This is a genomic window from Adlercreutzia mucosicola DSM 19490, from assembly GCF_000422625.1.
Taxonomy (GTDB): domain Bacteria; phylum Actinomycetota; class Coriobacteriia; order Coriobacteriales; family Eggerthellaceae; genus Adlercreutzia; species Adlercreutzia mucosicola.
The window spans coordinates 1-13,976 of sequence record NZ_AUGK01000008.1; the positions used below are offsets into that span (position 1 = coordinate 1).

13 protein-coding genes and 1 pseudogene are annotated in these 13,976 nt (G+C 64.1%); 1 reads left to right on the top strand and 13 read right to left on the bottom strand.

The features are described from left to right. The 12 genes and pseudogenes from G503_RS13970 to G503_RS0105765 all read right to left on the bottom strand — a co-directional run. Positions 1-193, bottom strand: a 193-nt coding sequence (locus G503_RS13970; RefSeq protein WP_035022019.1) for a hypothetical protein, incomplete at its 3' end; no start/stop codon positions are given. Between the two features lie 66 nt (positions 194-259). Further along, the gene (locus tag G503_RS16695) at positions 260-1,267 is read right to left on the bottom strand and encodes a hypothetical protein (RefSeq protein WP_235715505.1); all 1,008 of its coding nucleotides are present in this window, start codon (positions 1,265-1,267) and stop codon (positions 260-262) included. Between the two features lie 66 nt (positions 1,268-1,333). Further along, a pseudogene (locus tag G503_RS16945) lies at positions 1,334-2,164 on the bottom strand (GH25 family lysozyme); the annotation flags it as partial. Positions 2,165-2,759: 595 nt separating this feature from the next. Beyond that, positions 2,760-3,047, bottom strand: a complete 288-nt coding sequence (gene rplW / locus G503_RS0105725; RefSeq protein ID WP_035022021.1) for a 50S ribosomal protein L23 — start codon at positions 3,045-3,047, stop codon at positions 2,760-2,762. Then, the gene (gene rplD, locus G503_RS0105730; protein ID WP_028026822.1) at positions 3,047-3,673 is read right to left on the bottom strand and encodes a 50S ribosomal protein L4; all 627 of its coding nucleotides are present in this window, start codon (positions 3,671-3,673) and stop codon (positions 3,047-3,049) included. The genes rplW and rplD overlap by 1 nt, the downstream gene beginning before the upstream one ends. 33 nt (positions 3,674-3,706) lie before the next feature. Further along, the gene (rplC, locus tag G503_RS0105735; RefSeq protein WP_028026823.1) at positions 3,707-4,327 is read right to left on the bottom strand and encodes a 50S ribosomal protein L3; all 621 of its coding nucleotides are present in this window, start codon (positions 4,325-4,327) and stop codon (positions 3,707-3,709) included. A gap of 13 nt (positions 4,328-4,340) precedes the next feature. After that, positions 4,341-4,649: a 30S ribosomal protein S10 gene (gene rpsJ, locus G503_RS0105740; protein ID WP_016309237.1), complete on the bottom strand. Its 309-nt coding sequence runs from the start codon at positions 4,647-4,649 to the stop codon at positions 4,341-4,343. Positions 4,650-4,686: 37 nt separating this feature from the next. Beyond that, the gene (gene fusA / locus G503_RS0105745) at positions 4,687-6,804 is read right to left on the bottom strand and encodes an elongation factor G (RefSeq protein WP_028026824.1); all 2,118 of its coding nucleotides are present in this window, start codon (positions 6,802-6,804) and stop codon (positions 4,687-4,689) included. Between the two features lie 14 nt (positions 6,805-6,818). Continuing rightward, positions 6,819-7,289, bottom strand: coding sequence for a 30S ribosomal protein S7 (gene rpsG, locus G503_RS0105750; RefSeq protein ID WP_016309239.1), 471 nt, complete (start codon positions 7,287-7,289; stop codon positions 6,819-6,821). Between the two features lie 86 nt (positions 7,290-7,375). After that, complete coding sequence (gene rpsL, locus G503_RS0105755) at positions 7,376-7,747, bottom strand: 30S ribosomal protein S12 (RefSeq protein WP_016309240.1); 372 nt, start codon at positions 7,745-7,747, stop codon at positions 7,376-7,378. Between the two features lie 403 nt (positions 7,748-8,150). After that, positions 8,151-9,374 carry a M20/M25/M40 family metallo-hydrolase gene (locus G503_RS0105760; RefSeq protein WP_028026825.1) on the bottom strand — a complete coding sequence of 408 codons (1,224 nt, stop codon included), beginning with the start codon at positions 9,372-9,374 and terminating at the stop codon, positions 8,151-8,153. A gap of 240 nt (positions 9,375-9,614) precedes the next feature. Next, positions 9,615-10,580: a manganese-dependent inorganic pyrophosphatase gene (locus G503_RS0105765; protein ID WP_028026826.1), complete on the bottom strand. Its 966-nt coding sequence runs from the start codon at positions 10,578-10,580 to the stop codon at positions 9,615-9,617. 186 nt (positions 10,581-10,766) lie between these two features. Here G503_RS0105765 and sdaAA point away from each other — a divergent pair, with 186 nt between their 5' ends. Continuing rightward, positions 10,767-12,377 carry an L-serine ammonia-lyase, iron-sulfur-dependent, subunit alpha gene (gene sdaAA / locus G503_RS0105770; RefSeq protein ID WP_028026827.1) on the top strand — a complete coding sequence of 537 codons (1,611 nt, stop codon included), beginning with the start codon at positions 10,767-10,769 and terminating at the stop codon, positions 12,375-12,377. A 198-nt stretch (positions 12,378-12,575) separates the two neighbouring features. Here sdaAA and G503_RS0105775 read toward each other — a convergent pair whose 3' ends face one another. Continuing rightward, positions 12,576-13,847, bottom strand: coding sequence for a radical SAM protein (locus tag G503_RS0105775; RefSeq protein ID WP_035022026.1), 1,272 nt, complete (start codon positions 13,845-13,847; stop codon positions 12,576-12,578). Positions 13,848-13,976: the final 129 nt, after the last annotated feature.

The following is a 13,976-nucleotide window of genomic DNA, read 5'->3' on the forward strand; positions in this document are numbered from 1 at the left end:
GCGCGGGGGCGTCCCCCTCGCCGGCGCCATCGCCGCCCTGCGCGGGGGCGTCGGGGGCCGGCGCCGGCGCGGGCTCCTCGTCCGCGAAGGCGGGGATAGGAGCAACCAACATGCTCAGGGAAAGAGCACCGGCCAGCAAGCAGCGCGAGAGCCTTTCCGTTGATAACGACACCATCTTGATCTTGCTACTCATACGCAATCACCCCTTACAAATAACATATACCGCCATCGACTATTCCCAGGTTGAGTGGCAAGAACCCTAGCCCACTCCATCCCAAAGTCCGGAAGAATCCACGTAATAGTTCCCCACCCAAGCGTCCGTGACCATGGCACCAGAGTCGCCTACGTAGTAATTGCCCACCCAGCTGTTGGCCAGCATCGCGCCCGAGTTGCTCAAGTAGTACCATCGGCCGTCTACCAGGCTCCAGCCAACGGCCATGGCGCCCGAGGACTGCAAGTAGTACCAGACGCCGTCCACCAGCTTCCAGCCGGTGGCCATGTCGCCGGCGGGATTCAGGTAGTACCAGGCGCCGGCAAGCCACACCCAGCCAGTCGCCATAGACCCGTCACCGTAAAGGTAGTACCAGACGCCGTCCACCAGCTTCCATCCAGTGGCCATGGACCCGTCACCGTAAAGGTAGTACCAGACGCCGTCCACCAGCTTCCATCCGGTGGCCATGTCGCCGGCGGGATTCAGGTAGTACCAGGCGCCGCCCACCTGCTTCCAACCCGTGGCCATCGCCCCAGAGGCATTCAGGTAGTACCAGCAACCAGACACCCTCTGCCAACCAGTCATATTGGCGCCTATGGAGTCGCGGAGATACCATGCGCCACCGTCGTACACCCATCGGACTGCTCCTTGGGGCTGAGACGAAGCTGCCTGGGTAATAAGCGCGCCCGAGGAGGAGAACTGATAAATCTCGCCGTCGATAGTCTGCTGACCCGTGACCATTGCGCCGGTCTGAGGAGCAAGGTAGTAGCTCTCGCCATCAATATCCCGCCATCCCGTCTGCATAATGCCCACGTTGTTCAAGTAGTACCAATTGCCATCGACGAAAGCCCAGCCGGTCTTCATGGATCCATCATCTGCGGCACCGAAGTAATAGCGCGCATTGGCAAGTTGCACCCAACCGCTCTGCATGACGCCCTTATCGTTAAGATAGTACTGTCTCTCTTTAATGCGCTGCCATCCCTTAAGGTAGTTTCCCGCGCTGTCCCTCAGATACCACAGGCCGTCTTTTTGCTCCCAGATCTTCTGACGGGGCATTAGCTCATCGAAGTTGACGTAGGAAAAGTTGACATCGCAATACTTCGCTGGTGTTCCGTTGACAAGACCAATGCTCGTAAACTGCCAGATATCAGTTGCCTCGACCCCGCTGGACGAGGAACCCCAGGAATAGCGGGCAACCCAGCGCGACCATCCTGCCCTCTTCATATTCTCCGAAGTAAACGCCGGATCAACGAGGACATTGCTGAACCAATCTGGATTCGAATAGATTCCCACGCTGTATCCCGCAGATTGCATGCCATCGCAATAGGCCTTCGCGATTTGCCCCAAGAGGGCAGAATCCAGCACGCGTTGGCTTTTGTCCTCCATGTCGTAATAAACGGGGAGATCGAGATCAGCCGGAGTAAGACCGGCGTTGCTGAGTTGCCGCAGCGTATGGGCAACCTCATTTTGAACGGACTTCCCCTCGCCCGTCAGTTTCTGCGCGCGGGCATATAGATAGACGCCCACTTTTATGCCCTGCTCCTTAGCGCCCTTGACATTCCGAGCGAACCAAGGGTCATCAAAGGTCGGGCCATCCCCGCACCGAATGATCGCGAACGTGATGCCATCCGATTTGACCTGCGCCCAATCGATCGCAGAGTAGGTTCCCCTCTTTTCGTTGTTGTAGTAGGAGACGTCGATTCCCACCTCGCGAACACCAGGAGCCGTGATGATCGTCCCTGCTTCCGTGGGGGTTCTGCGGTAGACATACTTCCCCACCCCATTAGCCTGGGACCATGTCGCGCGATAGGAATCGCCCACATCGGAAAATGCGCCGTAGGGCACTATGCCCGATTCCTCGGAGAGCTCCAGCAGCAGGCTTTCAGGGTACCCCTCCTTAAAACGCCAACTTTCAGCCGGCTCACCGCAGCCTCCATCAGAAACAGAGGACATGTCCCCAAAGAAGCCCTCGACCTCGTCAGCAAAAGCAAGTGTCGGGACGCTTGCAACCAGCGCAGATGCCAAAACGATCTTGGCGAAAGTTCCCGCAATTGTGTGTCGAGCCAAAGCCTTGCCTCCTTCAGCACTTGCAACAGCGCAAGGGGACGCCGCGACCTGTGACAGCAGAATCTGCTGACACCCTGTCGTCTGGCCCAAAAGCGTCAAATCGCTTTGGCCGTATCAGCGCAAACCGATGCATTCGAGAGCGGCCCAGCGAGCTCCCGAGTCATCAAATCGCGCCGATCCAAAGACCCGATCTCGTTCGCAAATCCCATCGCGAACGATTTCTTCTTCCCCTTAGCTTAGTTCTCTCTTTTGCCCTTTTCCCATTTGGAAGCGGCCACTCAGACTGCCTCAAGGGCTTTGACAGCATAGCACCCCCCCCCCCGCACTTTTCAACTGCTTTCTACCGATCTCACGCCAGACGGTTTCTTTCTTGCTTCTTGCGACCAACTGGGGGGACGGTTCCAAGACACAAAAAAGCCCCGCCGGATGGCGGGGCTTAAGGCGACCCTCAGGTCAGGCGACGCAAGCGCTCGGGCTCGGACTACGCCTGGAAAATCTCGATGGTCTCGCCCTCGGCCAGGGTGACCATGGCCTTCTTCCAGGTACGGGTACGACCCTCCTGGTAGCGAACGCGCTTCGGCTTCGACTTCACGTTCAGGGTGTTCACCTTGACCACCTTCACCTTGAAGATAGCCTCGATGGCCTGGCGAATCTCGACCTTGTTGGCGTCCTTGGCAACCTCGAAGGTGTACACGTTGTTCTCCATGGCATCGTAGCTGTGCTCCGTGATGACGGGGCGGATGATGACGTCGCGGGGATCCTTCTCCATTATGCAAGCACCTCCTCGATGCGGGCCAGGCACGGCTCGGCGATGACGAGCACCTTGTTGTCAATGAGCTCGTAGGTATTGATATCGCCCACCGGCAGGATGTTCACCTCGGGGATGTTGCGGAAGGACAGGAACGCCTCGATGTCCTCGTTGCCGATGACCACGCAGATGCGCTTGCCTTCCAGACCCAGGGCCTTGATCAGCGCCACGGCGTCCTTGGTGCAGGGCTTCTCGAAATCGAAGTCCTTGACCACCACGAGCTCGCCGTCGGCCAGCTTCGCGGACAGGGCGCTGCGCATGGCCAGCTTGATCTCCTTCTTGTTGACCTTCTGGTCGTAGGAGCGGGTGTGCGGGCCGAACACGGTACCGCCGCCAGTCCACTGGGGAGCGCGGATGGTACCCTGGCGGGCACGACCGGTGCCCTTCTGACGCCACGGCTTCTTGCCGCCGCCGCGGACCATGCCGCGGGTGCGCGTGTTAGCGGTGCCCTGACGCCAACCGGCCTGCTGCGCCTTCACGGTGCGGTGCATGACAGGCACGTTCGGCTCGATACCGAACACGGCGTCGTTCACATCGACCGTGCCGGCGGCAGCGCCCTTCACGTCCTTAATCTCAATAGTTGCCATAATTTCTGTAACTCCTTGTTACCGATCGATTCACTAAGCCATGCGCACGCGCACGATGCCGTTCTTGCCGCCGGGGACAGCGCCCTTCACGAGGATCAGGTTCTGCTCCTCGTCGATGCGCACGACCTCGAGGTTCTTCACGGTCACGGTATCGCAGCCCATGTGGCCCGGCAGGCGCAGGCCCTTGAACACGCGAGAGGGCGTGGCGCACTGGCCGACGGAACCGGGAGCGCGGTGGAAGTGCGCGCCATGGCCGCCCGGGCCGCCGGCAAAGCCGTAGCGCTTCATGACGCCGGCAAAGCCCTTGCCCTTGGACGTACCGGTGACGTCCACCTTCTTCACCTCGGCGAAGGCAGCCACGGTCTGGGTGTCGCCCACCTTGTACTCGCCGGCATTCTCCACGCGCACCTCGCGCAGGTAGCGCTTCGGCTCGGCGCCCTGCTTGTCGAAGTGACCCTGCATGGGGCGGTTCACGCGGCGCGGCTTGATGTAGCCGAAGCCCATCTGCACGGCCTCGTAGCCGTCGGTGTCCACGGTCTTCACCTGGCACACCGTGTTCGGCTCAGCCTGAATAACGGTCACAGGAACGATGCGGTCCTGGTCGTCGAAGATCTGGGTCATGCCGATCTTCTTGCCATAGATAGCGTTAATCACAGCACTTCCCTCCTTACAGCTTGATCTCGATGTCAACGCCAGCGGGAAGATCGAGACGCATCAGGGAGTCAACCGTGTTGGGGGTCGGCTCCAGGATGTCGATGAGGCGCTTGTGGGTGCGCATCTCGAACTGCTCGCGGGAGTCCTTGTTCACGTGGGGCCCGCGGATGACGCAGTACAGGTTGCGCTCCGTCGGCAGCGGAATAGGACCGGAAACCTTGGCACCCGTCTTCTGAGCGGTATCGACGATGAGGCGCGTGGACTGATCCACGATCTCATGATCGTACCCCTTCAGGCGGATGCGAATCTTCTGACTTGCCACTTACATTACCTCCAAATAGAAGTTGCTGACGGGCGCCCTAGGCGTTGCCGCCGGCCTTGCTGATGATCTCGTCCTGGACGGACTTGGGCACGGGCTCGTAGGAGTCGAACTGCATGGTGTACACCGCGCGGCCCTGGGTGCCGCTGCGCAGGTCGGTCGCGTAACCGAACATGTTGCCCAGCGGAACCTTGGCCTCGATGACCACGGCGCTCCCACGCTGCTCCTGGCCCTGGATGAGGCCGCGGCGGGACGGGATATCGCCCATGACGAAGCCGGTGTACTCCTCGGGAGTCTCCACCTCGACGGCCATGACGGGCTCCAAAATGACCGGGTTGGACTTGCGCAGGGCGTCCTTGATGGCCATGGAGCCGGCCACCTTGAAGGCAGCTTCCGAAGAGTCAACATCGTGGTAGGAGCCGTCGATGAGCTCCACCTTCACGTCCTCGACCGGGTAGCCGGCCAGCACGCCGGAGTTCAGCGCCTCCTGGATGCCCTTGTCGATGGAGGGGATGTACTCCTTGGGCACCACGCCGCCGACGATCTTGTTCACGAACTCGTAGCCGGCACCGGGCTCCTGCGGGTACATGTTGATGACCGCATGGCCGTACTGGCCGCGACCGCCGGACTGGCGGACGAACTTGCCCTCGGCGTTCAGCACCTCGTGGCCCGGACGCTCGCGGTAGGAAACCTGGGGCTTGCCCACGTTGGCCTCTACCTTGAACTCGCGCAGCAGGCGGTCGACGATGATCTCCAGGTGCAGCTCGCCCATGCCAGCGATGATGGTCTGGCCGGTCTCGTGGTTGGTGGACACGCGGAAGGTGGGGTCCTCCTCGGCCAGCTTGGCCAAAGCCACGCCCATCTTGTCCTGCTCGGCCTTGGTCTTAGGCTCCACGGCAATGTCGATAACCGGATCGGCGAACTCCATGGACTCCAGAATGATCGGCGCGTTGTCGGCGCACAGGGTGTCACCGGTGGAGGTGTCCTTCAGACCCACGACGGCGACGATGTCGCCAGCCTGGCACGAGTCGATGTCGACGCGCTGGTTGGAGTGCATCTGCAGAAGACGGCCGATGCGCTCCTTCTTGTCCTTCACGGCGTTCATCACATAGCTGCCGGCATCCAGGGCGCCGGAGTAGACGCGCAGGTAGGTCAGCTTGCCCACGTAGGGGTCGGTCATGATCTTGAAAGCCAGGGAAGAGAACGGGGCCTTCACGTCGGCCGGACGCTCCTCTTCCTCGCCGGTCTCGGGGTTGGTGCCCTTGATGGCCGGGATGTCCACCGGGGACGGCATGTAGTCGACCACGGCGTCCAGCAGCTCCTGCACGCCCTTGTTCTTGTAGGCGGAGCCCACGAACACGGGGTTGATCTGGCAGGCGATGACGCCCTTGCGGATGGCGGCCTTCAGCTCGTCGACGGTGACCTCTTCCTCCATGAGGACCTTCTCCATGAGCGCATCGTCGCAGTCGGCGGCGGCCTCCAGAAGCTCCTGGTGGTACAGTTCGGCGTCCTCGAGGAACTCGGCCGGGATGGCGTCCATGGGCTCCGGGTAGGTCATGCCCTTGTCGTCGGCCTTGAAGTCCCAGGCGGTCATGGTCACGAGATCCACGATGCCCCAGAAGTTGTCCTCAGCGCCCATGGGGATCTGAGCGGCAACGGCCTTCGCGTCAAGGCGGTCGCGCATGGTCTGGATGGCATGGAAGAAGTCGGCGCCCACACGGTCGTACTTGTTGATGAAGGCGATGCGGGGCACGCCGTAGCGCTCAGCCTGGCGCCACACGGTCTCGGACTGCGGCTGCACGCCGGCCACGGCATCGAACACGGCCACGGTGCCGTCGAGCACGCGCAGGGAGCGCTCCACCTCGGCCGTAAAGTCCACGTGGCCGGGGGTGTCGATGATCTGGAAGCGGTACTCCTTGCCGCCGGCAGCGCCACCGGGGTACTTCCAGAAGCAGGTGGTGGCAGCAGCGGTGATGGTCACGCCGCGCTCCTGCTCCTGGACCATCCAGTCCATGGTAGCGGCGCCGTCGTGCACCTCGCCGATCTTGTGGGTCTTGCCCGTGTAGTAGAGGATGCGCTCGGTCGTGGTGGTCTTGCCTGCATCGATGTGGGCCATGATGCCGATGTTGCGCGTATCCTTCAGATCAATTTTAGCCATATATCACACCAGCCTTAGAAGCGGTAGTGCGAGAACGCACGGTTAGCCTCGGCCATCTTGTACATATCCTCGCGCTTCTTCACGGCGGCGCCGGTGTTCTCGGAAGCGTCGATGATCTCGTTGGCGAGACGCTGGATCATGGTGTGCTCCTTGCGCTTGCGCGAGAAGTCGACGATCCAGCGGATGGCCAGAGTGGTGGCGCGACGGGAGTTGACCTCCATCGGCACCTGGTAGGTAGCGCCGCCCACGCGCTTCGGCTTGCACTCGAGGGTGGGGCGCACGTTGTCCATGGCCTTCTTGAACACGGCCAGCGGATCCTCGCCGGTCTTCTCGGCGACCAGATCGAAGGCGCCGTAGACGATGTTCTCGGCGATGGACTTCTTGCCGTCAAGCAGGACCTTGTTGATCAGCTGCGTGACGAGACGGTTGTTGAACTTTGCGTCCGGCTGCGTTTCGCGGCGGACTGCTGCTGCACGACGCGGCATGTAGTTTCTCCTTTTGCTTCTGCGCGCTTCGGGACGGTGCCCCGTCCATTAGGCCGAACCCTTCGGCCCGCGCGGCTTAACGAATGTTATTTCGGGCGCTTGGCGCCATAGCGGCTGCGGGCCTGCTTGCGGTTGTCCACCGCAGCGCAGTCGAGCGCCGCGCGGATGACCTTGTAACGGACACCGGGAAGGTCCTTTACACGGCCGCCGCGGATGAGCACCATGGAGTGCTCCTGGAGGTTGTGGCCCTCGCCGGGGATGTAGGCCGTGACCTCCATACCGTTGACGAGACGCACGCGGCAGACCTTGCGAAGAGCGGAGTTCGGCTTCTTCGGGGTGGTGGTGTACACGCGAGTGCACACGCCGCGCTTCTGCGGGTTGCCCTTGAGAGCCGGGGTCTTCGACTTGTCGACCGACTTCTTGCGGCCCTTGCGGACCAGCTGGTTGATTGTAGGCAAGACTCTTTTCCTTTCCTTTTATCCACGAGCTTACACTGCACAAAACAAGCGCCTCCCAGAGGCGCGAGGATGCATACTACGAGGGTTCCCGCCGTGTGTCAAACGCCACGCACCCGGGCGTGTCCATACCTCCCGTCAGCGGCACAAAATGTTCACAAACGGGATGGAAAGCCAGCTGCCAGGAGTCGGGTACAGGGAGGCCGGGAACCAAACCCGTCGTTTGCGACCATGGATTTGACCAGGTAAAATGTCACATAATACCTGGTAGATCGCCTATGGAAAACGGGGCGCAAACGAGGGGTTTGGTTCCCCAGCGGCAGGACAGGGGCCGTCGCGGGTCGCGGGCGGCCCGAGGGCTGCCCCTACGGGAGGGATCCGACCGGAGGTCCCCCGATACCGGCCCCTACCGGGCGTATTCGGCGATGATGGCCTCTACGTAGCGGGCCATATTCTGAAGATCGGCCACTTCGATGTACTCGTCGGTGCTGTGGAAGTTGGTCATGCCTATCCCTAAGGTGATGGCGTCGGCCCCCTTGGTGCCCAGCACGTTGGCGTCGGCGCCGCCACCCGAGAGAGCGTGGCGCACCGGTAGGCCGCAGGCGGCCGCGGCGGCCTCCAGGTGACCCACGATGGCGTCACCCGACTCGTGCACGGCGGCGGGGTAATCCAGGGTCCAGGCCACCTCCACCGCACCGCCGAGGCGTTCGGCGGCCTCCTCCAAAGCCGCGGTCATGGCATCGCGCTGGGCGAGCACGCGGCTCTCGTACAGCGAGCGGCACTCCCCTTCCAGGGTACAAGCGGCTGGCACGATGTTCACGGCCACGCCGCCCTCGATGTGGCCGACGTTGGCCGTGGTGCATTCGTCAATGCGGCCGAGCGGCATGGCGGCCACGGCCGCGCCGGCGATGGCGATGGCCGACACACCCGCCTCCGGCTCCACACCGGCGTGGGCCGCGCGGCCCTCCACCCGGGCCCGCAGCGTCCAGTGATAGGGCGCGCCCATGATAACGGTGCCCGGCGCGCCATCGGCATCCAGCACGAACAGCGGCACCGGCTCAGCCGTGACCGCGCCGTCGCCCAGAAGCCCCGCAGCAGCGGTGCCCCGCGAGGCGGCCGGCAAATCGGCCGGCCATGCCAGGGCATCCGGCGCCAGAGCCGAGGAGCCCAACAGGCTCTGCTCCTCGCAGGTGGTCAACAGCACCGTGATGTCGGGCCGCGGCGCACCGGATTCCAGCGTGGCGCGCACGCCCTCGAAGATGGCGGCGATACCGGCCTTGTCGTCGGCCGACAGGATGGTCTCCCCCGCCGAGGCCACCACTTCGGCCATGCGGCAGGTCACCTCGTCGCAGATATGACGCGTCTCCACCACGGCCTCGATGCCCGCGCAGGGCTTCACCGTGTCCAGATGGGCCGAGAACGCCACGCGCCCTGGCACCGTGCCCGGCAGATGCGCGATGAGATTGCCCGTGTCCGACCCCGTAACGGGTGCCGTCGCGTCGAAGGTGACGGCAAATCCCATCTCGGCCAGTCGCTCGGCACAGTAAGCCGCCATCGGCGCCTCATGCCACGACGGGCTCTCGATGACCACCATCTCCAAAAACGAATCAAGCACACGCTGGGAGTTCATAGGGTTCCTTTCTTTCCTCGGTTCCGGCTTCGTCTGCACAGCCAGAGAAGAGCAACGGGGGCGACGGCATCGTCGGCGATCCTCCCTGAAAAACAAAGCAGAGCCCGATCAGGGGGCGAGGGTCCGCGCGCAGATTCCGCAGCGAACGGAACAGTCCAGTGGACTGTTCCGCCGAGCGAGGACTGCCCGAGCACGGCGCCCTTGCCCCCTGGTCGGGCCCGAAGGGACGGATCGGTCGTTCTACGAAGCCAGAATCGGCGCCGCCACCTGCTTCTTGCGGGACAGCACGCCCGGCATCCAGTTGCCGCCCTCGCAGCACTCGATGTCGAAGACGCGGTTCACGCGGGCGGTGTCGCCCTCCACGATGAACTGCGAGCCCTCGGCCAAGATGTCGGTGGCCATCAGCAGGGCGAACTCGTAGCCGTTGTCGTCCACGAGCTTCCGCATGTGCTCGCGAATCTCGGCCTCGCGGCCCATCACGGTGGGCAGGTCCACGGTCTCGCGCTGGGCGATGAGCACGGTCACGTCGTCGCTTACCTTGAACTCCTTGGAGTCGGCCTCCACCAGCTTGGCGATGGGCATGGTGCGCTCGCCGCCTCGGGTGCGGAAGATCTCCATGCCGAAGTCCACGGCGGAAAGCCCCAGTTTGTCGGCCAGGAAGTTCACCTGCTCCACGTCGACCGGGGTGCAGGTGGGCGACTTCATGATGACGGTGTCGGTGAGGATGGCCGACAAGAGCACCATGGCGATGGAGTCGGGCATCTCGATGCCGGTCTGGCGGAACTGCAGCGTGACGATGGTGGCCGTGGAGCCGATGGGCAGGTTCAGGAACAGGATGGGATTGGCCGTGGAGATGTCGGCGATGCGGTGATGGTCGATGACCTCTACCACCTCGGCGTTCTCGATGCCGGGAGCAGCCTGGGCGATCTCATTGTGGTCCACAAGGATCACCTGCTGCTTCACTTCCTCGCCATCGCGCTCGACGGGGTTCACGTTGTCGATGAGCACCGGCTCGGGGATATTGTTGCGCTCCAGCATCCAGGCGCTCTCCACGGGCAGGGGGCCCAGACGGGCGGGGACGTACTCCACGCCGGCCTCGCCATCGCGGGCGGCCAGCGCGTTCTTCAGATGCGCGTATCCCACCGCAGCGGAAATGGAGTCGTTATCGGGATTGCGGTGGCCCACGACGAGAATCTTGGCAGACATGAGTGCCCCTTTCTGTACCTGTAGCAATTTACGGTTTTGAGGCAGTATACCCCTCCCGCGCGCCTCTGGCGATGGGCTATGATAGCGTTTCCCGAGGAAAACAACGACCCGAGCGGCTGACGGCGCACTCGCCGACGCCGGTTACGCAAGCGCCCGGCCCTGCAGGGCCCCTGGAAGGAGAAGGTCATGAAAACATACGGCCTGCGCGACATCATCGGCCCGATCATGGTGGGCCCGTCCAGCTCGCACACGGCTGGCGCCCTGCGCATCGCCTCCATCGCGCGAAAGCTGTTCGGCGGCACGCCCGCCACGGCCCGCTTCACCCTGTACGGGTCGTTCGCCGCCACCGGCAGCGGACACGGAACCGACAAGGCGCTCGTGGCCGGCATCATCGGCCTGGCCGCCGACGACCCCAATGTGTCGCGCTCCTTCGAGCTGGCCGAAGAAGCCGGCGTGGCCATCGACATCGTGTGGGACACCACCACCGCCCGCGACCACCCCAACACCGTGGACGTGCACTGCGAGGACGGCGACGGCAACGTGCTCGATATGCGCGGCGTGTCCATCGGCGGCGGGGCCGCAGTCATCCGCCGCATCAACGGTATCGACGTGGACATCACCGGCGAGCACACGAGCGTGGTGGTGCACCAGCACGACGTGCGAGGCGTGCTGGCCCACATCTCCTCGGTGCTGGCCAGCTGCGGCATCAACATCGCCACGGCCAACTTGCACCGCACCGAGAAGCGCGGAGACGCCTTCACCGTGTTGGAGACCGACGACGACGTGGACGGCAAGGTGCGCGAGTACCTTATCCTGCATCCCGATATCCTGAACGCCCGCGTCATCCCCGCCATGAGCGCCACCGACGGCGAGCCGGTGGAGGTGCCCGCCGACGCCGACGAGGTGTTCGCGCGCTGGAACTACACGAGCGGCGCCGAGCTTCTTGCCCTGTGCGAGCGCGAGGGCGCGACCATCGCCGAGGCCTTCCGCGCCCGAGAGGAGGCCCTGTGCGCCAAGCAGGGCGCGAGCGCCGACATCGATGCCTATCTCGACCGCGTGCTGGCCGTGATGGACACGGCGGCCACCACCCCCATCACCGCACCGGAGCGCTCCATCGGCGGCCTTATCGGCGGCGAGGCGGCGAAGGTGACGGAAAGCTTGAACGGCGACGATAAGAAGCGCCACCTGATGGACCCCCTGACCGCCCAGGCGGCCATCTACGCCTTGGCCACCCTGGAGACCAATGCCAAGATGGGCATCATCGTGGCCACCCCCACGGCCGGCTCCTCGGGCGTTTTGCCCGGCGTGCTGCTGGCCATGCGCGACGTGCGCGGATACAGCCACGACGAGCTGCGCGAGGGCATCCTCACGGCGGCGGCCGTGGGCTACATCGTGGCCCGCAACGCCAGCGTATCGGGGGCCGAGGGCGGCTGCCAGGCCGAGGTGGGCAGCGCGGCGGCCATGGCGGCCGCGGCGGCCGTGGCCATGGCGGGCGGCACGCCGACCCAGGCGCTGGACGCCGCGTCGAACGTGATCCAATGCCTGCTGGGCCTGGTGTGCGACCCGGTGGGCGGCCTGGTGGAGCTGCCCTGCCAGAAGCGCGACGCCACCGCCGCGCCCGTGGCGCTGGTCTGCGCCCAGATCGCGCTGGCGGGCGTGGAGAATCTCGTGCCCTTTGACGAGAACGTGGCCGTGATGGACAAGGTGGGCCGCGAGCTGCCCATGGAGCTGCGCGAAACCGCCCGCGGCGGCATCGCGGCCGCCCCTTCCGCCTGCCGCTTCTGCGCGGGGTGCTAGGCCGACCGCGTCGATGGATTTCACCAGGAATGCGTTGATGGCATCGCTGAGGCTCATGGCCCAATGGGCGTACACATCAGCAGCCTGCGCCTTGACGTCGGGCACCACACAGGCTTTGATTTCCGCAAAGCGAGGGGCCCGGGTTGCGCGAGGCGGGCCCCTCGCTTTGCGTGCGGGTGCGGTACGGCCCCGCCAGCCTCATTCCCCTATGCGCAGGGCAAGCTCGCGTACGCAGGGGCCGGCTTCGGATTCTTGCACGGTGCAGATGGAGTCGGCGACCACCGCGCCGCCTCTCTCCGCCTCCTCGCGATGGCGCGGGTGGAAGACGAGGGTCGCATCGTCTTCCCGCTGACAGGGGATACCGCACCCGCCGAAGCGCACCTGCACTGCGGTCACATCTTGGTCGAACACCTTGGCGACGTGGTAGAACCCATCGCCCTCCAGCCGGTACAGGCGATCGTCCAGCGGATAGCGGCGGTTCACCTGCAGCACCTGGTCGATGTTCTTGTTCGCGAGCGAGCAGTAGTGCACGCCCAAACCCAGGCCCTCGTCCAGGGCGAACTCCAACAGGCCCAGGCAGGCCTCGTCACTGCCGGCCACGGGCAGGGCACCAGCGTACTCGTACTCGTAGAGCACCTCGAAGGGCGGGTTCTTGATGGAGAACCCGCGGCGCGCGAACTCGTCCCAGCGGTGCAGCGGATAGCAGAACTCCAGCAGGTTGATCCCGTCGACGCCCTGCGCGTCCAGGGCGCGCAGCAACGAGCGCATTGCCTCTTCCTGACCGGGAATCACCGGCATCTCCACCATCACCGCAGGCACGATGTCCCGCGCCACCGCAATGGCCCCAAGCACCTCCTCCACCGCGCGCTCGCCCTCGTCCAGCTTCACGCTGAAACGGATCTCATCGAGGCCGCGGGTCTGGGCCTCGCGCGCGAAGGCGGCGTCGAAGCCCTCGCCGGCCGTGTACAGGCGCACGTGGGCCGCAGGCGCGCCCTTGTGCACATGGGCCAGAAAAGCGAGGGTCTTGTCCTTGCACAGCAAAGGCTCGCCGCCGGTCAGTCCCACATGGGTCACGGCGTCCACCTCGGCGACGAACCGGTCGAAGCCGCCGCGCCAGTCGGCGTCCTCGCGCACGTGGCGCTCGTAGTTCACCTGATTGGGGTTGAAGCAGAAATAACAGCCCCGATGACACCGCAGGTTGATGTAGAACGTGCGGCTCCCGCAATCCCCCACGCAGGCCCGGCACGCGCTGGAGAGAAAGCCCGTCGAAACCGAGGCGCCCCCGTTCATGAAGCGCGCCCCCTTCGCCGCCAGCCGTTCCATCGTGGCGGCCCGCAGCTCTCGCTGCGCGGCGGTCAACGGCGGCGCGAAGCCGATTCCATCAGCCTGGAGCCCGTCCACAAACTCCTCCGCGATGGCCGCGTACTCGCCCAGCCAGTAATCCAGCGTCGGCCGCCCCGTCGTCGCCATGGCTCCCCCCTTCGCCCCATCGGTTCTATCCTAACTAATCCTAAGATTAGTCTTGAAATCCTATGATTAGTATACTACACTTCGTTCCGTTGAGATCAATTGGTTTCTCAGGAAGGGGCGAAGCCGCCG